Origin of the sequence: Pusillimonas sp. T2 (assembly GCF_002236805.1) — a bacterium.
Taxonomy (GTDB): Bacteria; Pseudomonadota; Gammaproteobacteria; order Burkholderiales; family Burkholderiaceae_B; genus Neopusillimonas.
Genome location: NZ_NIQA01000010.1, coordinates 12457 through 35620 on the forward strand (window position 1 = coordinate 12457; position 23164 = coordinate 35620).

Sequence of the window (23164 nt, forward strand, 5' to 3'; positions counted from 1 at the left end):
ACTTATAAATCATAATATTTATTCTTTATAAATAAAATAGGGGGAATCCTGCAAGAAATGAACTTGCATTTTTTGCAGGGGCATCATCCAATGAGCTGTCACGACACGTTACGTTTGAGCATCAATGCAAGGCACCCGTCGATCGCATACCCGCACCTACTTGCGTTTGCGTTATCACTTTCTGGTTTTGCCTTTGCTGGTATTAGCCGGCGGCTTTTTGCTGACCTACGCGTCCTGGTTAGTGTTCGACCGCGCCCATCAGGCCGAAGTTCGACGTGCTTTTTCTGTTCAGGTAGATCAAACGTTAGGGCAGTTTCAGGCGCGTTTTTTGCAATATCAATCACGCCTGGAAGCTATTCGAGCTTTGTTTGCGGCTTCTGATACTGTTGACCGGTTCGAGTTTGTCGAGTTTGTTGACACGCTTAATTTCCAGAAGCAGTCTCCTGGCATTGTCGCGGTGGGTTATATCGCCTTAAATGCCGATAAAACCAAAGCCAACATTGAATATATCTACCCCGAAACTGAACGGAATTTGGCGATTATTGGTGTAGATGCTTTTAGCGATCCTAGTCGTGAAACGGCGCTACACGAATCGGCAAAAGCTTCTGTTGCCGTGCTGTCTAATCCAACCCGTTTGCTTCAATACGAAAACAACGGTACGCAAGATGACACCGGGTATCTGCTGTTCATGCCGATCGATGCCGAGTTTGCGTTGTCCAGCACCATCAAGCCGTCAACGTTAATGGGTTGGATATACATTGCTTTTCGATTAGACGAGACATTGGCAGCAACATTTGACGGCCAGGGCTTTGAGCTGGCGCTTAACGTGTTTGATGCCACTGACACTAGCGCGCGACAATTGGTGTTTACATCTGACATTGCATCAGAGGCACGTCCCAGCGGTTTTAAGTCTTTGGTGACAACGCGTACCGTAAGCTTGTTGGGCCGAACCTGGGAGCTGGACATTGCGTCCACCCCGAAATTCCATGATCAGTTTCGTAATTCGTCGGGCGGCTGGGTAATTTTTATTGGCCTGTTGCTGAGTGCATTTTTGGCAGTGTTGACCTGGCTGGTGGCTGACCGTACCCGAGCATTACGTCAAATTCGTCGCATCAATCATCAGCTTCAGGTTAGCGAACAACGTTGGAAGTTCGCGCTTGAAGGTGCTGGCGACGGCGTATGGGATCACGATATCGTTGCCGGTAAAAATCATGTGTCGGCTCGTTGGAAAACTTTGCTGGGCTTTGAGCCTGAAGAAACGACGGAAAGCATCGAGGCATGGGCAAGCCGCATCCATCCCGACGATTACCCCGTGGTCATGAAAACCATGACTGACTACATTAAAGGTGAGCGTACCGACTATGTTGTTGAACATCGTATGCGCTGTAAAGATGGGTCGTGGAAGTGGGTATTGGAACGCGGGATGATTGTCGAGCGCGACGCCGTGGGCAACCCTGTTCGCATGGTGGGGACAACCGCAGATATTTCGCGGATGAAAGCGTCTGAAGCCTTAATTTGGCAACAAGCCAATTTTGATGCACTGACGGGTTTGCCCAACCGACGGATGTTTTTTGATCGCCTGGAAACCGAGATTGCGCGAGTTAAGCGTTACGGGGGAGTGTTCACTTTATTGTTTATTGACCTTGATGAATTCAAAGAAATTAACGATGGTTTTGGACACCAGGCCGGCGACGATGTGCTTAAAGGTGTAGGCCGGCGCTTACGTGTGGCCGTACGCACGACCGACGTTGTCGCGCGGTTAGCCGGCGACGAATTCACGATTATTCTTAGTCAGGTGAACCACAGCCAAGATCTTGAGACCATCGTCAATAAAATACTTGACTCACTGCAACAGCCCATAAATGTTGGTGACCATGTCTTTACGGTGTCAGCCAGTATCGGCGCTGCTGTTTGCCCTTACGACGGGGTTAGCGCAGACGATTTGCTTAACAAGGCCGACCGTGCAATGTACTGGGCTAAAGCCAAGGGGAAAAATAGATGGCAGAGTTATTCGATGCCCGTCGCGTAAGTCCCGAACGGGCATTGATTCTTCTCCAAAATCGGTTGTTTCGCGACGCCGTACGAGGTAAGACCTTGTTTGAGCTTTTAGGCGAGCTCATTGCGTTTGTTGAAAGCGAGTTTCCACGGGTACGGGCATCGATACTATTTGTTGATGAAGAAAGTCGACGCTTGGTGCCAGGGTTGTCTCCGCGTCTGTCAGCAGGTTATATCAGTGCGTTGTGCGCGCTGGGTATTGGCCCCAGTGCGGCGTCGTGTGGCAGTGCGGTATTTATTGGCGACCTTGTTATTGTGGCCGATATCGCAACCGATCCGTTATGGGCCAATGTAAGTTACGCTGCCGCCAAAGAAGGGGTTGCAGCGTGCAGTTCCCTCCCGTTTCGTAACAGCGAGGGGGCGGTAATTGGCACCCTGGCGCTACATGCAGATCATCGTTGTCAGCCGTCTGGTGACGATATATCGATGCTGGATCAATTGGCGGCGTTAGCAGGCTTGCTGGTTGTACATGACCGCAAAATGCAACACACCAAGTTTACCGGGCAAGAAATTAACCATGCGTTTTACGGCGCGGCAACGGGTATTGCAATTACTGATTTGCATGGGCGATTTGTTCAAGTTAACCGGGCCTATTGCGAAATGTTGGGTTATACCGAGCAAGAGTTGTTGCCGCTCGATTACACGGCTGTTACTCACGTTGAAGACCGTCATAAAACCGATGACGAGATTCAACTGCTGTTGCGAGGTCTGAAACGTAATACCGTCGTCGACAAACGGTATACGCACAAAGATGGGCACACTATTTGGGCGCGGGTCAGCGTATCGGTGCAGCACGATGCCCGGGGACGGCCTACCGGGCTGATTGGCATTGCTGAAGACTTTACCGAAATTAAACTGGCGCAAGCGCAACGCGAAGAGGCTGAAAAGTCGATGTTAAACTTTTTGGCTAATTTGCCCGGCATGGTTTATCGCTGTCGTAACGACGACCACTGGACGATGCTGTACGTTAGCCAGTCGGTAAAAGCGTTAACGGGTTACGACGCCGACGATCTTTTGCTTAACCGTCGTTTACCTTATGCGCAGGTCATTCATCCAGATGACATTGCGTATGTTGCGCTGCGTATTTCAGAAGCGGTCCGCTTAAATGGCAGTTTTCATGTCAACTACCGTATTCGTCGTGCCGATGGGCAAATTGCTTGGGTGTGGGAACAAGGCCGGGTTGTACTTGATGAAGCTGGCGAAGTCGCCTTTCTCGAGGGTTACATTACCGACATTACGGCACGTAAAGTGGCTGAAGCGGCGCTTGCCGACAGCCAGCGCCAGGCCGAAGCATTGTTGAACGCTGTTGCTGAGGGTATTAACGGTGTCGACCATCGTGGCAACGTTGTGTATGTGAACAGGGCGGCTTTACAGGCGTTTGGTTATACCGAGCCCGAAATGCTGGGCAAAGACAGTCATGCGCTGGTGCATCATCATAAAAAAAATGCGCAACCTTACGCGTTTACCGATTGCGCGGTTTATAAAACATTGCAAGATGGCAGGGTGCGGCGTGTCAGCGACGAAGTGTTTTTTCGTAAAGACGGCTCGTCTTTTCCGGTTGAATATATGGTGTCGCCAGTCTTTAACGAGTCTGACGAAATATGCGGCGCCGTTATAAGCTTTAGCGATATTTCAGAGCGTCTGGCACTTGAAGATCAATTACGTCGTGCGCAGCGGCTGGATTCCCTGGGCCAGCTTACTGGCGGTGTCGCACACGACTTTAATAATTTACTGACCGTGATTATGGGCAATGCCGAGTTGCTTGAGTCGCACCTATCGGTGCAAGACCCCATGAGGAAAGTTGCGGGTATGGTCGTTAACGCGGCGCAGCGCGGTGCAGAGCTTACCCGCGCCTTATTGGCGTTTTCGCGTAAACAGCCCCTTAAGCCCACGGTAGTGTCAGTAAACGACTTACTCGAAAAAAATCGAAGTTTTATCAAGAGCGCGATGGGTGCGCACATTGCCCTGAGCATTATCGAGAATCCAGACCTCTGGTCGGCCAATATCGACGTGCATCAGCTTGAAAACGCCTTATTGAATTTGGCTATTAATGCACGCGACGCGATGCGTGCCGGCGGGCAACTTACCTTGCATACCAGTAATGTGCATTTCGCGGCCGATCAGGCGCTGCAACGTCATATGGCTGCGGGTAACTATGTGGCGGTGTCGGTGACTGATACGGGCTCAGGTATAGAACCCGCGATACTCGATCGTGTGTTCGAGCCGTTTTTTACCACTAAAGACCAGGGTAAAGGTACGGGCCTGGGTCTGGCCATGGTGTATGGTTTTGTGCGGCAGTCGGGTGGGCATGTCGAGATCGATTCTGAACCCGGGCGCGGCACGACGATCAGACTGTATTTGCCGGCCGTCACAACGACAGCGCTATTGACTGAAGCCGTTGCAGCGACGCAAGTAAAAGGGGGGGGCGAGCGGATTTTGCTGGTTGAAGATGACCCGTTGGTGCGGCTGTATGCAGTGACGCTTTTGTCGGGTCTGGGTTACGACGTTATCGAGTACCCCAATGGCGCCGATGCGATTGCCGCCGTGGCGAGCGGCAAAACTTTTGACTTACTATTTACCGACATGGTGATGCCGGGCGACATTAACGGCAAGCAATTGGCAGACCAAGTGCTTGCTATATGCCCGACGGCGAAAGTGTTGTTTACGTCGGGCTATAGCGAAAACCACTTGATGGATGGCAAGCAATTGGCGCAAGGCATACAGTTACTTACCAAGCCTTACCGAAAAGACGAGCTAGCATCAAGAGTACGGCAAATTCTTGACCAATAATTGTGCGTAGTTAACGGTTATTGGATATTGCCTTCGCCTTGGGGAAAAGCATTAAGGCTATTTTTAATGCATACATCACAATAACGGCGCCAGCGATATCTCCTGTTGCCATGGCAACAAAACTTTTCAAAGAGATGCTGTTTGTTTCGCTAAACAAGTACCAAGAATGATGAAAAATTGCATTCAGCATCCCAAAGGCTCCGCATAACACCAACAACTTTTGGGGCGAAAGGTTATGCAGCGATGGTAAAAGACCGAAGTAGCGTCGTGCTGAAAGATAGATCAAATAGGGCGACAGCGCCGACAAGACGCTAACAGTGAGCCCATAAACAAACTGTTCTGGATACACAAATTGTGTGGCAATAAGGAACGACGCGGCCCACAGCCCCAGTGTGCCCCAAAAGCCAAATAAAAGCGTGCATAACAGCCGTATGCCGGCAGGTAAGAAGATCCAATTTACCCCGGTGATTTCTTCTAGCCCGAGGAATGCCCAATAATTGATAAACCATGTGAGTCCGTACAGGCTGGCGGATGTCAGGGCCATGGCCGTGTGTAATACTATTTGTGACATTTGCCTTGTTGTCCTACAAAACCGGCACTGTTAATATCAAGAACAGTTATGCAAGGTTTTGCTTAATTACTTCAGTTTATTAACCGTACGGTTTCAGCCATGAAAGAGAAAACTCGCCCTGCCGACATATATATGCGCTTTTTGCAGTTGGCCGAGTCTTTACGCGGTTTGCCGTCGTTGCCAGCGCTTGACCCATTAGAAGAACGTATTTTGCAAATGGTTGCTTTTGCAGCTAAAGAAGCCAGCCGCCTTTCGGTACGCGACATGATGGCGTATTCCGAGCTGGGTTCGCCTGCAACCATTCATAACCGGTTAAAGTCGATGCGTGCAAAGGGTTGGATCATGTTGACGGATACTGAAGACTCGCGTCGTAAGCAAGTTACTCTGACTCAGGCCGCCTTGCTGCACTTCGACAAACTTTCTAAGTGCCTTGTTCAGGCAGCTAAGGAAGCCTGATAATACTACTTTTTAGTACGAAATGCGTCGCGACTACTTCACCCAGATGAATCCGGCTTTTATAGCCGGGTTTTTTATTGGCTCGACGTAAATCACTTCCCAATACAAAAACTCGAAAAGATTTCACCTAAGAGATCGTCGCTGGTGAACTGGCCGGTGATGCTGCAGAGGGCTTCGTGGGCTAGCCTGAGCTCTTCGGCGAACAGGTCTAGAACGCTGTCGTTGTGTTGCGCATGGCGTGCGGCGAGGTCAATGTGCTCGGCAGCAAGCTTTAAGGCTTTAACGTGGCGTTCACGGGCCAGCCAGGGTGATTCTGATGTGGGCTTCCAGCCGGCGATGTCCAGCAGGCGCTGGCGCAGTTGGTCTAGCCCGTCGCCTGTTTTGGCCGAGATGTACAGCACCGAATCAGAAGACACAGGTTTGCCTGGCGCAAGATCAAGCTTATTGAATACTTTAAGCACCGGGGTGCGTGCGGGCAAACGGCGGGTGATGTCGATGTCTAGAGGGTTTTCTTCTGCGCGGATGTCTTGCAGATGAATAATGACATTGGCCTTTTCGATTTCGGCCCAACTGCGCTCAATACCAATGCGTTCGACCGTGTCGTCGGTTTCGCGCAGGCCGGCCGTGTCGATAATATGAATAGGCACGCCCTGGATATGAATTTGCTGCACGACCTTGTCGCGGGTGGTACCCGCCACCGGCGTGACGATGGCAACCTCGTCGCCGGCCAGGGCGTTAAGCAAACTGGATTTCCCCACATTGGGTTGGCCGGCCAGCACTACGTGCAGGCCTTCGCGCAAGATCATGCCCTGCCCGGCCTGGCGTAGCAGGTGGTCTAGGTCGGCCTGCAGGCTATGCAGTTGTTCGCGTGCCTGGTACTTCTCAAGGAACTCGATTTCTTCTTCGGGGAAGTCGAGCGTGGCTTCGACCAGCATGCGCAGATGCACAATACGGTCGTCAAGTTCATGTACCTGTTGCGAGAAAGCGCCGCTGAGCGAGGCCATGGCGCTGCGGGCTGCCGCTTCGGAAGAGGCCTCGATCAAGTCGGCCACGGCCTCGGCCTGCGCCAGGTCGAGACGTTCGTTAAGGAAGGCACGGTGAGTGAACTCGCCCGGCTCGGCGTGCCGTAGACCAAATGGGGCCCCGGCTTCAAGGCAGCGGTCGAGCAGGCGCCGCAGTACCGCCGGTCCGCCATGGCCTTGCAGCTCAAGAACATCTTCGCCGGTATATGAGTGGGGGGCGGGAAAGTACAGCACGATGCCCTTGTCGATGGGCTGGCCGTGCTGGTCGTCGAAGCTGAGATAGTGCGCGTGGCGTGGCTTTAACGGCGTACTGAATAACTGGCTGATCAGCGGCGCCAGGTTCCGGCCTGAAACCCGGATGACGCCAATACCGCCTTGCCCGGGCGCGGTGGCAATGGCGACGATGGGTTCGTGAGCGTGTGCAACCATAGTAAAACCTGCCGGCCAATAGACTTGCCGGGCCTCTGGGGCCCGGCAATAAGGTTAGCGATGTGCTTTTGCCTTTTTAGTTTCCTGATCGAGCTTGTGCATGATGTACCGTTGCTGAGCGATAGAGATCGCGTTATTCACAACCCAGTACAGCACCAGACCGGCGGGGAAGAAGAACATCATGCCGCCGAACACCAGAGGCATCAGCATCATGATGCGCGCTTGCATTGGGTCGGGAGGCGTTGGGTTCAGTTTAATTTGCAGGAACATGGTCGCCATCATGATGGCGGGCAAAATAAACCACGGATCGCGCGCTGCCAAGTCGTGAATCCAGAGGATCCAGGGGGCGCCGCGCATTTCGACGCTGCCCAGCAACACCCAGTACAAGGCGATGAACACCGGAATCTGGATCACCATGGGCAAGCAGCCGCCCAGCGGGTTGATTTTTTCGGTGCGGTACATCTCCATCATGGCCTGGTTCAGTTTGGCGCGGTCGTCGCCAAATTTTTCACGCAGGGCCTGAAGGCGCGGTGTGACCTGCTTCATTTTGGCCATCGAGCGGTAGCTGGCGGCAGACAGGGGGTAGAACACCAGTTTGATCAGGATGGTGAGGACGACGATTGTCCAGCCCCAGTTACCCAGGAAGCTGTGCAGCCAGGTCATGAGCTTGAACAACGGCTTCGAAATGATGGTCAGGAAACCGTAGTCGACCACGACGTCGAGCCCGGGGGCAACGGCTTGCATGGCGTCTTGGTCTTGCGGGCCAACCCACAATTGCGATGTGACCGATACGGTGTCGCCAGGCGCAACTGTTGAAGTAGGCTCGATGCTGCGGATGGCATACAGGTTGTTGTCGACGCGCAAGGCCTCGTTGTAACGGGTTTTGCCTTCAGTGGGTATCCAGGCGCTGGCAAAGTAATGCTGCACCATGGCGATCCAGCCGTCATCGGCCTGCTTGATGTAAGTGGCTTTGTTTTTGTCGATGTTAGAGAAGGTGATCTTTTGGTACTTCTCTTCTTGCGAATAGACCGCAGGCCCGGTAAATGTGTTGTAGAAGAACGAGGTGTCGGGTGGGTCGTTGCCGTCGCGCGTGAGCTGCAAGTAAACCGATGGCGTTACAGCTGTCGCGCCGGTATTCTGGATGTCGTGCTTGACGTGGATGTTGTAGCTACCGCGTTCAAGTGTATAGGTTTTGGTGACTTTGACGCCGTCGGATTCGGCTTCGAAGACGACATCAAGGCGGTCACCGGTCAGGGTCTTTTCAGACGAAACCAGGCGGAATGGGGTGAGGTGCGTAGGAAAGCTTTGACCGGCCGGCGCCCCGACGACGCCTGTTTGCGCGACATAGAAAGAATTGGGTTTGTTGTCGAGCAGCACCATTGGGCCGCTGGTATTGTCAAACCCGTCAAATTTCGACAGCTCGGCTTTAACCAGTTGGGCGCCTACTGTGTCGAAAGTCAGCTTGTAGACATCGGTTGTGATGTCGACTTTCTCGCCGGCGGGTAAAGCGCTGCCTGAAGAATCAGGGACGTTTTCGTTGGTGCCGGGCGCGGCTGGGGCACCGGCTGGAACGCCTGCCTGGGCGGCATCGGCCGAGGCAGCGGCTGTTTGGGCGGGTTCGCTTTGTGTCGTAGCGGGCGCACCGGTAAACAGCGATGGCATGCCATTATGCACTTGCCAGTTGTTCCATAGCAGCAAGAGCGAAAACGAGAATATGATCCAGAGGAGGGTGCGTCGGATATCCATAGCGCCTGTTCGTAGGTTAAAGCACAAAAGCTTGCTAGTTTAACGTAGCCTGCCTGAATGATCTTTTAGATTAATGGTTTGAGTGGCCATGCCCATGCCCGGGAACGGGGTCGTGTCCGCCCTGGCACCACGGGTTGCAGCGCCCAATTCGTCTTGCGCCCAGCCACAGGCCCTTTAGCACCCCATGGGTTTCAATGGCCTGAATGGTGTAAACCGAGCATGTGGGTGTAAACCGGCAACTGTTGCCCACCCACGGGCTTAAAAAGTACCGATAGAAACGAATGGGGGCGATGACAATGGCTTTCAGCATCGGGCGGCTCGTTCCAGCAGGGTATCGACTTCGACTCGAACTTGTTTTTTAAGTTCGGTTAATGAAGCAGGCGCCACTTTACTGTGCAACCGGAAGACAAAATCTTTGGGTGGAAGATGTTGACGTTTTAGCCGAAACGCTTCGCGAATGACGCGTTTGATAGCGTTACGCGTAACCGCTTGTGCGGCATAGCGTTTTGCAATAATAAGCCCGAGTCGCGCACCATTTTCGTTGGTGGTTACTTCGCGGGGCGTATTTAAAACAAGCATAGCCCCTCGGGCAACACGTTTGCCCTTTAGGGCAAGCGCGAATTCGGAGGGGCGGTGCAGGCGCGCCGCCGGTGTGAACGTGGCACGCATCGGGAGCTGGCAGGGGCCGTTTGTGGCCGAGGGCGTTGCCTTAGACAGCCAGACGCTTGCGACCCTTGGCGCGGCGAGCATTAAGTACGGCGCGACCACCACGGGTTTTCATGCGAACGAGAAAGCCGTGAGTACGCTTGCGACGGGTAACAGAAGGTTGGAAAGTGCGTTTCATGGCGCTATGCCTTTGGTTGTGCCTTGGTTAAGACTTTGTTAAAAAATTCTGGGAAAGCCTGCTATTTCACCAAATTAAGTATGAATAGTCAAGTGCTTAGCGTAATTACGCATGGTCTGTTACGACCGCCCTTGTGGATAACTTGTCCACCAACAGGGTAGAATCGAGGTTTACTGAAGTGGTGCACATGAAAGATTTTTGGCAATCCTGCATTCAACGCCTAGAGCAAGACCTACCCCCGCAACAGATCAGTGCCTGGATACGCCCGCTTGTACCGGTCGCGTACGACGAGGCCAGTGCTGTGTTGCGCGTGGCAGCGCCTAATCGCTTTAAGCTTGATTGGGTGCGCAAAAACTTTTCGCATCAAATCGAATCCCTCGCCACCGAATGGTTCGACAAGCCCGTGCAAGTGTCGTTTGAATTGGCCACGGCAGCCAACGGTGCGGCGCGCACCCCTGCTGCGGGCCCGGCCAGTATGGCCGGGGGGGGCGTCACGCCGCCGGCAGCACCATCCGCGAGCCATGGCACATCACAGGCTGTGTCGGCGTCAAATGGGCGATCGGTCAATGCACCTTCGTTGTCACCTGCGGTGGCTGCTGCCAACGCAGCTGCCGATATTGCCTACGATCGCTCCAGCCTGAATACCGACCTGACCTTCGATAACTTCGTCACAGGTAAAGCTAACCAGTTGGCGCGCGCCGCTGCCATCCAGGTCGCACAAAACCCTGGTGTGTCTTATAACCCGCTGTTCTTGTACGGCGGTGTCGGTTTGGGTAAAACCCACCTTATTCACGCCATTGGCAATGCCCTGCTTAAAGACAACAGTTCTGCCCGGGTGCGCTATGTGCATGCTGACCAGTATGTGTCCGACGTCGTCAAGGCCTACCAGCGTAAAGCCTTCGATGAGTTCAAGCGTTATTACCATTCTCTCGATTTGCTGTTGATCGACGATATCCAATTCTTTGCCGGTAAAAACCGGACACAAGAAGAGTTCTTCTATGCGTTTGAAGCCATGGTAGCCAAGCGCAAGCAAATCATTATTACGTCAGACACCTACCCGAAAGAGCTGGCTAATATCGATAGCCGTCTTATCTCGCGTTTTGATTCCGGCTTGACGGTAGCCATCGAGCCTCCAGAGCTTGAAATGCGCGTGGCTATTTTGTTGCGCAAGGCCGAGACCGAAAACGTCACCATGCCCGAAGAGGTCGCGTTCTTTATTGCCAAGCATTTGCGTAGCAACGTGCGCGAGCTTGAAGGCGCGTTGCGCAAGGTGTTGGCATATGCGCGCTTTCATGGCCGCGAAGTGCTTACTGTAGAAGTATGTAAAGAAGCCCTTAAAGATTTGCTGTCGGTGTCGAACGGGCAAATCACCGTCGAGAATATTCAGAAGACTGTGGCCGACTTTTATAAGATCAAAGTGGCTGACATGTATTCAAAACGTCGACCGGCTAATATTGCCATGCCGCGCCAGGTGGCCATGTATTTGGCTAAAGAACTGACTCAAAAAAGCTTGCCCGAAATCGGCGATCTTTTCGGGGGCCGGGATCACACCACGGTGCTGCACGCTGTACGTAAAATTTCCGATGCACGGTCAAAAAATTCCGAGCTGAACCACGCCTTACATGTATTAGAACAAACCTTAAAAGGATAACCATGCAACTCGTACAAACGACTCGCGATGCGTTGTTGAAGCCGCTTTCGACGGTAGCCGGCATTGTTGAACGGCGCAACACCATGCCTATTCTTGCCAACGTGCTGTTGCGCAAAAACGGGAATCAGGTTTCGTTTCTGGCCACCGACCTGGAAGTACAGATTACGACTCATGCAGACTTTGGTGTGGGTGACGAGACTGAGTCGACGACAGTTGCGGCACGCAAGTTAATGGATATTTTGCGTGCCCTGCCTGATGCCAACGACGTCAAACTGGCGCTTAGCGCCGGCAAGCTATCCATTCAGTCGGGTAAAAGTCGTTTTGCGTTGCAAACCTTGCCTGCGGGCGATTACCCCACCGTATCGCAACCCGAAGCCTGGGACGTATCTTTTTCGTTGCCACAAAAAACACTCAAGCATTTGTTCAACATGGTGCACTTTGCCATGGCGCAACAAGACATCCGTTATTACCTTAACGGCTTGTTGTTTGTATTCGAGCCGGGCCTGGTCCGCACCGTGGCTACCGATGGCCACCGTTTGGCGCACTGTGCAGCAGCGGTCGAAGGCATCGAGCAAAAGCACGACGTGATTGTGCCGCGTAAAACCGTGCTTGAAATGCAGCGGTTGCTTGGCGAGGTCGATGACCTGGTGCAAGTCGACGTCGCATCGGGCCAAATCCGGTTCCGCTTTGGTGATGTCGAGCTTATTTCCAAGTTGGTCGAAGGCAAGTTCCCCGACTTTACGCGCGTCATTCCTACAACGTATACGCGTCATTTCCAGATCCGCCGCGAAGCGCTTCAAGGCAGTTTGCAACGCGCTGCCATTCTGACCACCGACAAGCTCAAGGGTGTGCGCGTCCAGTTGGGCGATAACGTGCTTAAAGTGTCCTCAACCAATGCCGAGCAGGAAGAGGCCCAGGAAGAGATCGATATCGATTACGGGCACGAGGCGCTCGACGTGGGCTTTAACGTCAGCTATTTGCTCGATGTGTTGTCGAATGTAAAAACCGAAGAAGTACGTTGGTCGGTTCAACCCGATCCAAACTCCTCGGCCCTTATTACCTTGCCCGATGACGACCAGTTCAAGTATGTCGTCATGCCCATGCGCATTTAAGCGCTGGCCGTTGCCCGCCCGTTGTCGCGACGCCGGCGCACACGTTGTGCCCGTCGCGGCGATTGCCCGATTTATATAAGGTTTAAAACTCGTTATGTCAGATCAAGTCAGCCAAACCCCTGAAAATGGTTACGGTGCCGAATCCATCAAGATGCTCAAGGGCCTCGAGGCCGTGCGCAAGCGCCCAGGCATGTACATTGGCGACACATCCGACGGCACCGGTTTGCACCATATGGTCTTCGAGGTTGTCGATAACGCCATCGACGAAGCCCTGGCCGGGTATTGCGATGACATCATCGTAACGATCCATGCCGACAACAGTATTTCGGTGTGCGACAACGGTCGTGGTATTCCAACCGACATTCATAAAGATGACGAATTCGGCCGAAGCGCGGCCGAGATCGTTATGACCGAGCTGCATGCGGGCGGCAAGTTTGACCACAACTCGTACAAGGTGTCGGGTGGTTTGCACGGTGTGGGCGTGTCGTGTGTGAACGCGCTGTCCGAGTGGCTGCGCCTGACGATCTGGCGTAACGGCGAAACGCACGAGATGGAGTTCCGTCGTGGCGAACGCGTTGAGCCTTTGCACATTACGGGCGCGGCAAATCAAACGGGTACGCGCGTCCAGTTTTTGGCCGACGAAACTATTTTCGAGAACATTGAGTACCACTACGATATCTTGGCCAAGCGTTTGCGTGAGCTCTCGTTCCTGAACAATGGTGTGAAGGTTCGTTTAATTGACGAGCGTCAGGGTAAAGAAGAAAACTTTGCGTTTTCGGGTGGCGTCAAAGGGTTTGTTGAATACATCAACCGCACGAAAACGGTGTTGCATGCCAATGTGTTTTCGGTCAGTACCGAGTCGCAAGTGGCCGATGTGTCGATTGGCGTTGACGTGGCCATGCAATGGAACGACAGCTACACCGAGACGGTGCTGTGCTTTACGAACAACATCCCCCAGCGCGACGGCGGTACCCACTTAACCGGTTTGCGCGCGGCCATGACGCGGGTATTGAATAAATACATCGCCGATAACGAGCTGGCCAAGAAGGCTAAGGTCGATACGACTGGCGACGATATGCGCGAAGGCCTGGCTTGCGTGTTGTCGGTGAAAGTGCCCGACCCGAAATTCAGCAGCCAGACCAAAGACAAGCTGGTATCCAGCGAAGTGCGCCCTGCCGTTGAAGAGGCGGTAGCCCGCACGCTGGAAACCTGGCTGCTTGAGAACCCGAACGACGCCAAGGCGCTGTGCAACAAAATTATTGATGCTGCCCGGGCGCGTGACGCCGCGCGTAAAGCCCGCGAAATGACGCGTCGCAAGAGCGTGCTTGAGGGCGCCGGGTTGCCTGGCAAGCTGGCCGATTGCCAGGAAAAAGACCCGGCGCTTAGCGAAATTTACATCGTCGAGGGTGACTCGGCGGGCGGTTCGGCCAAGCAAGGTCGCGATCGCAAGTTCCAGGCAATTTTGCCGTTGCGCGGCAAGGTGCTGAACGTTGAAAAGGCGCGCTTCGACCGCCTGATTGCCAGCGATTCAATTACGACGTTGATTACGGCGTTGGGTACCAGTATCGGGCCTGACTTCAACATCGAGAAATTGCGTTATCACCGCATCATCATCATGACCGACGCGGACGTTGACGGCGCGCACATTCGTACGCTGTTGCTGACGTTGCTGTATCGCCAGATGCCTGCGTTGATTGAGCATGGCTATGTGTATATTGCGCAGCCGCCGTTGTACAAAGTCAAGCAGGGCCGCGACGAGCGCTACCTGAAAGACGACCACGAAGAGGCGCAGTACATGATGGAAGTAGCGTTGAAAGATGCGTCGGTGGTGCCTTCAGAGGGCGCGGCGCCTCTGGTTGGTGACACGCTGGCCGAATTGGTGCGTCAGTACATCTTGGCCGATGCGGTGATTAACCGTCTGGGCCGTACGGTAGATGTTGAGGCGCTGTCAGCGATGGCCGAGGGCATTGAGCTGCACCTTGAAGACGAGGTGGCGGCCAGGTCGTCTGCCGAGCGGTTGCAGGCAGCAATTGATAACCCTGCGTTGCCCGGCAATGTGACGGTCGTGGCCGAGCAGGTTGAAGAAGGTGCGCCATGGCGTTTGGTATTGCGTCGCATGCACCATGGCAATGTGCGGGTGTCGGTGTTTGACCGCACGTTTGTGCGTGGCGCCGATTACGCGGTGCTGGCGAAAGCCGCCAAAACGTTTGTTGGCCTGATGGGCCGCGGCGCGATGGTGGCGCGCGGCGAAGGCGAGAAGCGCAAAGAGAAGTACGTGTCTGACTTCCGCGAGGCTGTCCTGTGGTTGCGTAGCGAGGCCGAGCGTTCGGTAAGCAAGCAGCGTTATAAGGGTCTGGGCGAGATGAACCCACAGCAGTTGTGGGAGACGACGATGGATCCGAAGGTACGTCGTTTGTGGCGTGTGCAGATCGAGGATGCGATTGTTGCCGACGAGGTGTTTACGACGCTGATGGGCGATAACGTTGAGCCGCGTCGCGAGTTTATTGAAACGCATGCGCTGCAGGCGGGGAATATTGATACTTGATTTTTGTAGGGCTTTTTTAGGTCCTGGGTAAATCTTTCGTTTTGCTAGTTTGGCTTGAGGTTGGAAGCGGCTCCTTTTGGGGCCGTTTTCTTTTTGGGCGGCTGAGGTGCGTTGTTAAGTTGGTGTTGGATATGCGCGGGTGTAATGGTTTGCGCTGCGCCGTCGTGGCCTGGGCAGGCCCGGCGGGACATCGCACGGCCCTTCGGGCTACCCGGTAAACGCATACTGGACGGGGCGTGCGCGAAACTCGCCGGCTCGACCCGGTGGGTCGAAAACGCCGGCTCAAACAGTCGCGCACTTGCACCCCCGTCCAGTGTGCGTTTACCGGCGTGCTCAAGCCCTTGGGCCCACCCAGGCCACGACGGCGCCGGGCAAGGAAGTTTTCGCCCAGCACCTGATGCAGCGCTCAGGCATCGGCACTGCTGGCACCGGATTTCAGGCGACCCAAATAATTGAGCGGGATTCGGATAAACTGACATCCGGGAAAAATGTGAGAATTTCGTGGAAACCCTCACAAACGCTGAACAAGTCGCTGATTCAATAAGCTGCGCCTATTCGGAGTTTTGAAACCGTACAAATTTTCTAAAAAACTTGCTGGCCTTGGCCCAAATAAACATACAACGGATGGCGAGTTAAGCGAGAGGCGCAATGCAAGAAGTATGGGATTGGTTGTTAGTGAACCCAGCGCGGTTTTTGGTGGTGATATCGCTGGTGGTGACATGGCTTGTTTGCGTGGCGGAGTATCAAGGACGTAAATCGGGTGGCTCCGGTTGGTTAACGTTAGCCCGGATTTCGGTAGGGGCAATATTTACAATGGTCACGGCCGTGGTTGCTGGCTTTTTTGGCGGTGTGGGTGCGTTCTTTGGTTATTTAGTGCTGCAAGCTTTTGTTTGTGTGTTGATCCCCATCGTTTGGGTAGAAAAAATTTAGCGTTGCACGAATATAGATGAATACGTTATTGCTGGTTGGCGGTGACTTATGTGTGCGGACCGCAAAAATGCTGGACCCGCAGCAGTGGCACTGCATTGGTTTGCGTCGCCGTCATATGGTGTCGGGCCCCGACGACCCTGTGACGTGGTATCGGGCAGATCTGCAAGACCCGGCCAGTTTGTCTTTTCTGCGCGATGGGGCGGTTCCCGAGGTTACGCATATTTTGTATGCGCCCTCACCCGACAGCCGCACAAGTGCTGACTATGCCAGTGTGTACCCACAAGGTCTTTCAAGGCTTCTGAGCAGCCTTTCGGCGTCTTGCCTTGGCCGCCTTCAGCGCTGCGTTTTGGTGGGTTCGTCGGCCGTTTGGGGGCCGTCTGATGAATGGGTGGATGAAGGCTCGCCTGTTCAGGCGACGAATTTCCGGGCTCAGGCGATATTGGATGCAGAAGCTGCGCTGAATGCGATGTTGCCGCGCGGCGTGGGTGTTGCGTTGCGTTTGTCGGGTTTATATGGCCCCGGGCGAATGTATTTGGTTAATGGGTTGCGTGCGGGTAAGGTGATTGCGCCGGAGGGCCCCGGGCACTGGGCGAACCGGATTCACATTGACGATGCCGCGCGAGCCTGTGCCCACCTTTTGACGCTGCGCGAGCCCGAACCGGTTTACATCGGGACGGATGATCACCCGACCCAGACTGCCGAGTTTTATGAGGCGGTGGCGAAATTGGCAGGGGTGCCTGCACCACAGCGGCAGCCAAAATCACCCGAAGGCAAACGCTTGTCAAACGCTCGGCTCCGCGCGTCGGGCTGGGCGCCCGCCTGGCCAAATGCGTTGGACTGGTATGCGTCGGAGTTGGGGGCCTTGAAAGGTGGCGTTGACGTTAAGTAACGTCGGTCTACGCGAAGCGCGATCTAGTTGAGGGCTTTGCTGTGCGCAGACGCTTTCATACTTTGGGCCCAGTCCCAAGCGGGGTCATGGTGTAGCCGTCGATTTATCCCGGCGATGATGAGTATCGCGATGAGCGCCCCCAGCGCGGCAAGGGCCATGTCTTTGTGGGCATCCCAGATGTCCCCTTGGGTGCCAAGATAATGCATTCCCAGGTCGCCGCCGAAGACTTCGGCCGCCCCCCATTCGATTAATTCATATAAGGCCGATGTGCTGAGCGTTACATCGAGCGGAAGAAAATAGCCCCAAAACCCGCGCACTTCGACCACGCGAAGGAAAAATTCGCGAATCGGATACACGAGCAGCAGGCCATAACAAAAATGGATCAGGCGATCGAAGTGATTGCGTTGCCACCCCAGCGCTTCGTTAAGGCTATGGCCCGTCAGGCTTTGCCACCATGCATCGTAGGGCACCTCGGAGTAGGTGTAGTGAGCACCCAATGCGTGCAACGCCAGAAACGTCAAAATCAAATACAACGATACGTTTGAGAACCGAAATACCCGTCGGCAGCACCAGAGCACGATCACCAGTCCTGCGACCAGGGCGTTTTCAAGGACCCAAGTGGAACGATCTGCAGGCGAGATTGCGAGCCCTGCCCAGAGGACCAGATATAGCGCGGCGGCTACGCGCACACCTACGCTTGGAAGGGGTTGGAGGGCTGCGGGTTTTGCGGTTGTTTGGGCCATGGGTGAGTGTATGTGGGTGTTTCGGCGAATATGATCGCTGCCATAGCGTATGGTGTTGCGCGCATTAAATTCTAATGCAGCCAGGCCGCTGTAGTCCTTTAAACGGGGGCTCTTGTCGTTCGTTGACGTAGCCCTAGGGCATACTGAGCGCAGTGCCCACCCTCTTCTAAGGGATTTCCCCTGTCGGACAATCCTTGGGTCATGTCAGAACCCGCATAATTATTAACTTGTTGCGTTTTGTGCAACAAGTTAATCAAGGCTAGTAAGTCAACGGCCGCTGGTTCACCACCAGAATGCTCCTACCGTTATCCCAATACTGAATCGCCGTTGGGATCTTGTTCAAGTTCAGGTGGAGCGTTCTTCTTATGATATCAATTGAGTCCGCAGGGCCATCGTCTTCAAGACGGTCGTCGCACTTTAAAGGCAAAGTCCTTCAAAGTTGGGACAAAGCTATTTTGCCGTTTGTGTTCGTAGTGATGTTGGTCGTTTTCTATGCGATAGATCAACGTACGTTGTCTCCCGGCAATCTAATGAATGTTCTGAATCAGGTATCCATTCTGGCGATTGTCACTGTAGGCGCCAGTGTCGTGATTTTTTCCGGTGGGTTCGATTTGTCGGCAGGTGCGGTGGTTGCATTGTCCGCCGTCTTGGCCGCGTTGGTTGTTGACATCACTGGCGATGTTTGGCTTGGCGTTAGTGCCGGCATTTTCATTGGGTTGGTCGTCGGTGGCCTTAATGGCTTTTTTGTCGGCTATCTCAACGTGTCCCCTCTCATTGTCACGTTAGGCGCCCTGAATATTTGCCGAGGGTTAGCGTTAGTGCTGGCAAAAGATGGCGCGATCTACAGTTTTCCTTCGTGGTACACGAACTTTGGCGCCATGCGGTTTTTGGGGATTCCGTCGCTGGCTTGGGTTGCCATTGTCCTGTTTGTAATTGTCAGCTTGATTTTGCGTTACACCCCTTTCGGCCTCAATTTGTATGCAAGCGGAGGCAATCCAAAGGCGGCACGTTTGTCGGGCGTGCCGGTCGCGCGGGTAAAGCTTATTGCCTTTGCTATTTCTGGTGCCTGTTGCGGGGTTGCCGGCGTGCTGCTAACGGTTCGCTCTGGTGGTGGAGACCCGACGTCCGGAATGCTTTATGAGCTTGAGGCTATTGCGGCGGTTGTACTGGGCGGAGCAGCACTTAGCGGTGGCGAAGGGCGGTTGTGGCGCTCAATGCTGGCCATACTTTTGCTCGCGGTGCTGGCTAACGGATTAAACATCATCGGCGTGCATCCACACTGGAAAGGTGTGGTCATTGGTGTGATTTTGACTATTGCCGCCACTCTGGATGCGTTGAAACGATCACGCTGATACGCATTAAATCTTAATCAAGGAGAGCCTCATGATTCGTCGATATATTAAATCAGCAGTCGCGTTATTGGTTGTCTCAGCTTCAGGTCTCGCTATTACGGCGCAGGTTCAGGCCAAAGAGTTTCGTGTGGGTATTTCTAGCCCCGAATCACAAAATCCCTTTCACGTTGTTATGGCAAGGAGTATTGCCGAAACGCTTAAGGCGCGAGGCATTGAACCTATGCTTCTGGCGGCAAACGCCGATGTTAATCAGCAAATCAACAATATTGGTGACATGGTTGCCGCTAAAGTTGACGCCATTTTGGTGGCTCCGCTGAATGCAGAGGGGCCTGCGGCGGCGCTGGTAAAGGCTAAAGACGCTGGCATTCCTGTGTTTATGTATGCGCGTACTCTTGACTCTAAATATGCAGATGTATGGGAGAGCTTCAACGGTATGGACGCCGTGCACGTAGGGCGCGACAAAGCGCGTTGGATGGCTGAAAACACCAAGCCAGGGAAAGTTGCGATGTTGACGGGCATGGCCGGTGCGGCGCCGATGATCGAACAAGAGACTGGCTTTCGGGAAGTTATCACTGCCGCAGGGTATCAAATTGCATTTTCCCAGACGTCGAATATGACGCGCGAATACGGGATCAAGCTGACCGAAGACGCCTTGGTTACGAACCCGGATTTGGTGGGTATTTATGCGGCCAACGATGACCTCGCTTTAGGTGCAGCTCAGGCGGTCAAGGTGGCCGGGCTACAAGGCAAGGTAGTTGTTATTGGTTTGAATGGCGCACCGTCTGCGCTGGCTGCGATTCATAACGGCGACCTTACCGCCACTGTCTTGCTGGACCCTGTGGGTTGGGGGAAAACAGCCGCAAATGTGGTTGCTGATTACCTGCTGGAAGGCAAAAAGCCCGCAAAGTTTACGCCGATGGACCATAAAGTGGTGACCCAGAAAGAGGCTTACGACAACATTCCGCCGCCTTTGCGTGAAAAGTTGGGTGTGAAGCGTTAAGTCCGGCGTCCTTACCCTTAAAGCGAAAAAAGGTGTAAATCATGACCTTAGCGGAGTCACCACCAGTCCTGACGGCCAGTCGTATTTGCGTTAAGTATGGAAATCTGACGGCACTGGATGACGTTTCAGCGACGTTCTTGCCGGGTGAGGTCCATGCGATTGTAGGTGAGAACGGCGCAGGGAAATCAACGTTGATGCGTATCCTGGCTGGCGAAGAAACGCCGTTGTCAGGTGAACTGTCTGTTGACGGAGAATGCGTTCGATTCTCGTCTCCGAACGATGCCCGAGGGCACGGCATCGGTGTGGTTCACCAGCATTTTCAGTTGGTTGATACGCTGACTGTAGAAGAGAACTTGAGACTGGGAAACTACCCGACCCGGTCGATTCTTGGGTTCGACTGGTTACTTGACCGTGGGGCCATGCATCAGGAAGCGCTTCAGAAGTTGGCGTTGTTCGGACTCTCTGATAAGGCCAAATTGCCTATCCATCAATTATCTGTTGCCGAGAGGCAGATGGTTGAAATTGTGCGGGCTCTATTGGGCAACTCGAGGCTGGTTATTTTCGATGAACCCACGGCCTCGCTAGGAGCTGACGAAGTGGCGCGCTTGTTTGAAGTCATTAACCAGATGCGGGACTCAGGAGTCAGTGTGATTCTCATCGCCCATAACCTGGACGAAGTTTTGTCTATCGCCGACCGAATTACGGTGCTGCGCAACGGTAAATGGATCGATACGCTTCCCAAGACCCAATTGAGCCGGGATGAGTTGGTGAGCCTCATCATGGGTCGCAAGCTGGGTGCCGGCTTCCCGGACCGGATAAGTGCTGGTCATGAGGAGCAGCTCGGTTTGTCTGGCTATTTGAATGATCAAAGTGGTAGGCCCGTAGATTTTGGTCTGAAAAAGGGTGAGATCGTCGGTGTGCCGACGTATATCGGTGCCCAGGTCGAAGATCTTCTTGAAGTGATTTCCGGGGGTAAAAAGCACCGGAACGCGCGTGTGGCTATTCAAGGGGCGGACCTTACGCGCGAGTCGCGTAGTACGCGCGTTGCACATGGCGTGGGCGTAGTTCCTGGAGATGCATTGCACGACGGCCTTGTGCCTAACATGACGATTGAAGAGAACATTTTGCTCTCGATGAGTGCGCAGGTAACTCGGTTCGGTGTGATCCGGCGGACACGCATGCGCGCGATCGTTCAAGAAATGATCGAGCAGCTGGGGATCAGGCCGGCTGACCCGGATGCTCGTGTTGACCGCTTGTCGGGCGGCAATCGTCAGAAAGTGGTTATCGCCAAGTGGATAGCTTCGGGTGCCAAGGTGCTTTTGCTTGATGACCCGACCAAGGCGGTTGATGTCGGTGCCAAAGTCGATATTTTCCGGTTGATCGGTAAAGCGGCTGCGGAGGGCGCGTCTGTCTTGTTTGTGTCGTCAGAAGTTGAGGAGTTGGTGGGTATGTGTCACCGGATCATGTTGGTTCATCAAGGAGTGGTTGTCGAACGCTATGACGAGCCGCCCTTTCACAAGAAAGATGTACTTGGTGCGGTCGTTAGCGGACGCAAATCCCGCTCAGAAAACCGTGATCAGCGAGGTATGCAATGAGTTTGTCGGCACTTGAACAACGTTTAATTAACGGTTTGGATTATCTGAATTTCCCACGACGCGAGTGGGTTCCGAGACGCGAGCATTGCGGTCAGCGTGTGCTTGACGTGGCAATTATCGGAGCGGGTCAGAGTGGGTTGGCGACCGCGTTTGGATTACGCCTGGAGAATATCAAGAACGTTGTTGTGCTTGATAAAAGGCAGCCCGAGACCGTTGGGCCCTGGCGAACTTTCGCACGCATGAAAACGCTTCGTACGCCCAAGTTTGGCAGTGGTCTTGACTTCGGTAACCCAGATCTGACGCCCCAGGCTTGGTATGAAGCGCGTTTTGGCAAAGAGGCCTGGAATGCGTTGGGCAAAATGCCAACCGATTTGTGGCACGAGTATCTGGAGTGGTATCGGCGTGCCTTATCGATACCGGTTCAGTATGGGGTGACGGTAGAGAGCATTCTGCCGGATTCAGACTGTCTGCGTCTGACCTGCGCGGGTGGGGAAATCATTTTTGCACGGCGGGTAGTTTTGGCGACAGGGCTCGATGGCTCTGGGCGTTGGTACCTGCCACCCATCGTAAATAATTTACCTAAAGCTTGCTATGGTCATACGGAAGAGCGGATTGATTTCTCGGCTCTGAAAGGGAGGCGGGTTGGCGTGCTTGGTGGAGGCGCGTCTGCGTTCGATAACGCAGCCACAGCCATTGAGGCCGGCGCTCGATCGGTGGATTTGTGTATTAGAGCGCCACAGCTACCTCGAATTAACCCAAATAAGTGGATGGAGTTTTCGGGCTTTCTAGGGCATTACGCCGAACTGACTGATGACAGAAAGTGGCGGTTTATGCATCAGATCGGATCAATGTTGCAACCGCCGCCCCAAGAAACTCTGTGGCGTTGTAACCGACATGAGCAGTTCGCGTTGCATACGGGCTCACCGTGGTTGGAGGCTTGGCAGTCTGACTCTTGCGTAGGCATTAAAACGCCCCATCGTGAATTTGAGTTTGATTTTTTAATTTTCGGTACAGGGCTCACCCATGATCTGAAATGCCGCCCTGAGTTGTCGGGAATCGCTGAGGAAGTCGCCCTTTGGCAAGATCGGTTTCGTCCGGCCGAGGGTCTTGAGGCGGGTCATCTTATGGCTTCACCGTATTTAGGTCCTGGGTTTGAGTTCCTTGAAAAGCGCCCGGGGGCGGCACCTCACCTGGGAAAAATATATAACTTCACTCATGGTGCCATGCTCAGCCTCGGCCTGAATGCAGCCTCGATCACCGGGATGAAGTATGGCGTTCGCCGCTTGGTGCGCGCCCTTTCGTGCAGTCTGTTTATCGAAGACGCTGACGAGCACTTTGATTCGCTGACTTCTTACACCGAGCCTGAGATCTGGACACTGGATCCTGAGGCTGTGGCTCAGAAAAAGACAAGCAATGCTGCTTGATGGAGGGTTC

The 23164-nt window shown here is 53.8% G+C and carries 19 protein-coding genes; 12 read left to right on the forward strand and 7 right to left on the reverse strand.

Annotated features, from left to right (window positions below; translation table 11 throughout):
* Positions 1–124 precede the first annotated feature (124 nt).
* Together PuT2_RS13450 and PuT2_RS13455 are read left to right on the forward strand one after the other, a co-directional pair.
* Entirely contained in the window at positions 125–2029 is a 1905-nt protein-coding gene (locus PuT2_RS13450) for a diguanylate cyclase domain-containing protein (RefSeq protein ID WP_093971508.1), read from the forward strand.
* Positions 1999–4845 (forward strand): PAS domain S-box protein, encoded by a 2847-nt coding sequence (locus PuT2_RS13455; RefSeq protein WP_093971509.1) that lies wholly within the window; start codon positions 1999–2001, stop codon positions 4843–4845. Before PuT2_RS13450 ends, PuT2_RS13455 begins: the two co-directional genes overlap by 31 nt.
* Positions 4846–4855: 10 nt before the next feature.
* On the opposite strand, the gene PuT2_RS13460 is transcribed toward PuT2_RS13455, so the two are convergent.
* Positions 4856–5416, reverse strand: a complete 561-nt coding sequence (locus PuT2_RS13460) for a hypothetical protein (RefSeq protein ID WP_143516181.1) — start codon at positions 5414–5416, stop codon at positions 4856–4858.
* Positions 5417–5515: 99 nt separating this feature from the next.
* Here PuT2_RS13460 and PuT2_RS13465 point away from each other — a divergent pair, with 99 nt between their 5' ends.
* Positions 5516–5872 (forward strand): MarR family transcriptional regulator, encoded by a 357-nt coding sequence (locus PuT2_RS13465; protein ID WP_093971511.1) that lies wholly within the window; start codon positions 5516–5518, stop codon positions 5870–5872.
* A 92-nt stretch (positions 5873–5964) separates the two neighbouring features.
* Here the strand turns inward: PuT2_RS13465 and mnmE are convergent, their stop codons facing one another.
* The 5 genes from mnmE to rpmH form a co-directional block, all read right to left on the reverse strand.
* Positions 5965–7323: a tRNA uridine-5-carboxymethylaminomethyl(34) synthesis GTPase MnmE gene (gene mnmE, locus PuT2_RS13470; RefSeq protein WP_093971512.1), complete on the reverse strand. Its 1359-nt coding sequence runs from the start codon at positions 7321–7323 to the stop codon at positions 5965–5967.
* A gap of 54 nt (positions 7324–7377) precedes the next feature.
* Positions 7378–9069, reverse strand: a complete 1692-nt coding sequence (yidC, locus tag PuT2_RS13475; RefSeq protein ID WP_093971513.1) for a membrane protein insertase YidC — start codon at positions 9067–9069, stop codon at positions 7378–7380.
* 70 nt (positions 9070–9139) lie between these two features.
* The gene (gene yidD / locus PuT2_RS13480) at positions 9140–9379 is read right to left on the reverse strand and encodes a membrane protein insertion efficiency factor YidD (protein WP_093971514.1); all 240 of its coding nucleotides are present in this window, start codon (positions 9377–9379) and stop codon (positions 9140–9142) included.
* Positions 9373–9738 (reverse strand): ribonuclease P protein component, encoded by a 366-nt coding sequence (gene rnpA, locus PuT2_RS13485; RefSeq protein ID WP_093971515.1) that lies wholly within the window; start codon positions 9736–9738, stop codon positions 9373–9375. Before rnpA ends, yidD begins: the two co-directional genes overlap by 7 nt.
* A gap of 40 nt (positions 9739–9778) precedes the next feature.
* Complete coding sequence (gene rpmH / locus PuT2_RS13490) at positions 9779–9913, reverse strand: 50S ribosomal protein L34 (RefSeq protein ID WP_093971516.1); 135 nt, start codon at positions 9911–9913, stop codon at positions 9779–9781.
* A 187-nt stretch (positions 9914–10100) separates the two neighbouring features.
* On the opposite strand from rpmH, the gene dnaA reads away from it, so the two are divergent.
* The 5 genes from dnaA to PuT2_RS13515 all read left to right on the forward strand — a co-directional run bounded on the left by dnaA (position 10101) and on the right by PuT2_RS13515 (position 17040).
* On the forward strand, positions 10101–11564 hold the full coding sequence (gene dnaA, locus PuT2_RS13495) for a chromosomal replication initiator protein DnaA (protein WP_093971517.1): 1464 nt from the start codon (positions 10101–10103) through the stop codon (positions 11562–11564).
* Positions 11565–11566: 2 nt separating this feature from the next.
* Entirely contained in the window at positions 11567–12676 is a 1110-nt protein-coding gene (gene dnaN / locus PuT2_RS13500; RefSeq protein WP_093971518.1) for a DNA polymerase III subunit beta, read from the forward strand.
* Positions 12677–12770: 94 nt separating this feature from the next.
* Positions 12771–15221, forward strand: coding sequence for a DNA topoisomerase (ATP-hydrolyzing) subunit B (gyrB, locus tag PuT2_RS13505; RefSeq protein WP_093971519.1), 2451 nt, complete (start codon positions 12771–12773; stop codon positions 15219–15221).
* 648 nt (positions 15222–15869) lie between these two features.
* Entirely contained in the window at positions 15870–16151 is a 282-nt protein-coding gene (locus tag PuT2_RS13510) for a hypothetical protein (protein WP_093971520.1), read from the forward strand.
* 16 nt (positions 16152–16167) lie between these two features.
* Positions 16168–17040 (forward strand): NAD-dependent epimerase/dehydratase family protein, encoded by an 873-nt coding sequence (locus tag PuT2_RS13515; protein WP_093971521.1) that lies wholly within the window; start codon positions 16168–16170, stop codon positions 17038–17040.
* A 23-nt stretch (positions 17041–17063) separates the two neighbouring features.
* On the opposite strand, the gene PuT2_RS13520 is transcribed toward PuT2_RS13515, so the two are convergent.
* A complete protein-coding gene (locus PuT2_RS13520) occupies positions 17064–17783 on the reverse strand; it encodes a DUF2238 domain-containing protein (protein ID WP_093971522.1) in 720 nt (239 codons plus the stop codon).
* Positions 17784–18313: 530 nt separating this feature from the next.
* On the opposite strand from PuT2_RS13520, the gene PuT2_RS13525 reads away from it, so the two are divergent.
* The 4 genes from PuT2_RS13525 to PuT2_RS13540 are packed head-to-tail and all read left to right on the forward strand — an operon-like array spanning position 18314 to position 23154.
* The gene (locus tag PuT2_RS13525; RefSeq protein WP_158214048.1) at positions 18314–19135 is read left to right on the forward strand and encodes an ABC transporter permease; all 822 of its coding nucleotides are present in this window, start codon (positions 18314–18316) and stop codon (positions 19133–19135) included.
* A gap of 31 nt (positions 19136–19166) precedes the next feature.
* Positions 19167–20135, forward strand: coding sequence for an ABC transporter substrate-binding protein (locus PuT2_RS13530; protein ID WP_093971524.1), 969 nt, complete (start codon positions 19167–19169; stop codon positions 20133–20135).
* A 41-nt stretch (positions 20136–20176) separates the two neighbouring features.
* Positions 20177–21730 (forward strand): sugar ABC transporter ATP-binding protein, encoded by a 1554-nt coding sequence (locus PuT2_RS13535; protein ID WP_093971525.1) that lies wholly within the window; start codon positions 20177–20179, stop codon positions 21728–21730.
* Positions 21727–23154: an NAD(P)-binding domain-containing protein gene (locus tag PuT2_RS13540; RefSeq protein ID WP_093971526.1), complete on the forward strand. Its 1428-nt coding sequence runs from the start codon at positions 21727–21729 to the stop codon at positions 23152–23154. The genes PuT2_RS13535 and PuT2_RS13540 overlap by 4 nt, the downstream gene beginning before the upstream one ends.
* Positions 23155–23164: the final 10 nt, after the last annotated feature.

Bases quoted from the DNA above. Each gene is read 5' to 3' on its own strand.
- PuT2_RS13450 (WP_093971508.1), top strand. From the start codon at position 125: ATGCAAGGCACCCGTCGATCGCATACCCGCACCTACTTGCGTTTGCGT.
- PuT2_RS13455 (WP_093971509.1), top strand. From the start codon at position 1,999: ATGGCAGAGTTATTCGATGCCCGTCGCGTAAGTCCCGAACGGGCATTG.
- gyrB (WP_093971519.1), top strand. From the start codon at position 12,771: ATGTCAGATCAAGTCAGCCAAACCCCTGAAAATGGTTACGGTGCCGAA.
- dnaA (WP_093971517.1), top strand. From the start codon at position 10,101: ATGAAAGATTTTTGGCAATCCTGCATTCAACGCCTAGAGCAAGACCTA.
- PuT2_RS13530 (WP_093971524.1), top strand. From the start codon at position 19,167: ATGATTCGTCGATATATTAAATCAGCAGTCGCGTTATTGGTTGTCTCA.
- PuT2_RS13515 (WP_093971521.1), top strand. From the start codon at position 16,168: ATGAATACGTTATTGCTGGTTGGCGGTGACTTATGTGTGCGGACCGCA.
- rpmH (WP_093971516.1), bottom strand. From the start codon at position 9,913: ATGAAACGCACTTTCCAACCTTCTGTTACCCGTCGCAAGCGTACTCAC.
- rnpA (WP_093971515.1), bottom strand. From the start codon at position 9,738: ATGCGTGCCACGTTCACACCGGCGGCGCGCCTGCACCGCCCCTCCGAA.
- yidC (WP_093971513.1), bottom strand. From the start codon at position 9,069: ATGGATATCCGACGCACCCTCCTCTGGATCATATTCTCGTTTTCGCTC.
- mnmE (WP_093971512.1), bottom strand. From the start codon at position 7,323: ATGGTTGCACACGCTCACGAACCCATCGTCGCCATTGCCACCGCGCCC.
- PuT2_RS13460 (WP_143516181.1), bottom strand. From the start codon at position 5,416: ATGTCACAAATAGTATTACACACGGCCATGGCCCTGACATCCGCCAGC.
- yidD (WP_093971514.1), bottom strand. From the start codon at position 9,379: ATGCTGAAAGCCATTGTCATCGCCCCCATTCGTTTCTATCGGTACTTT.
- PuT2_RS13465 (WP_093971511.1), top strand. From the start codon at position 5,516: ATGAAAGAGAAAACTCGCCCTGCCGACATATATATGCGCTTTTTGCAG.
- PuT2_RS13525 (WP_158214048.1), top strand. From the start codon at position 18,314: ATGAATGTTCTGAATCAGGTATCCATTCTGGCGATTGTCACTGTAGGC.
- PuT2_RS13535 (WP_093971525.1), top strand. From the start codon at position 20,177: ATGACCTTAGCGGAGTCACCACCAGTCCTGACGGCCAGTCGTATTTGC.
- dnaN (WP_093971518.1), top strand. From the start codon at position 11,567: ATGCAACTCGTACAAACGACTCGCGATGCGTTGTTGAAGCCGCTTTCG.
- PuT2_RS13540 (WP_093971526.1), top strand. From the start codon at position 21,727: ATGAGTTTGTCGGCACTTGAACAACGTTTAATTAACGGTTTGGATTAT.
- PuT2_RS13510 (WP_093971520.1), top strand. From the start codon at position 15,870: ATGCAAGAAGTATGGGATTGGTTGTTAGTGAACCCAGCGCGGTTTTTG.
- PuT2_RS13520 (WP_093971522.1), bottom strand. From the start codon at position 17,783: ATGGCCCAAACAACCGCAAAACCCGCAGCCCTCCAACCCCTTCCAAGC.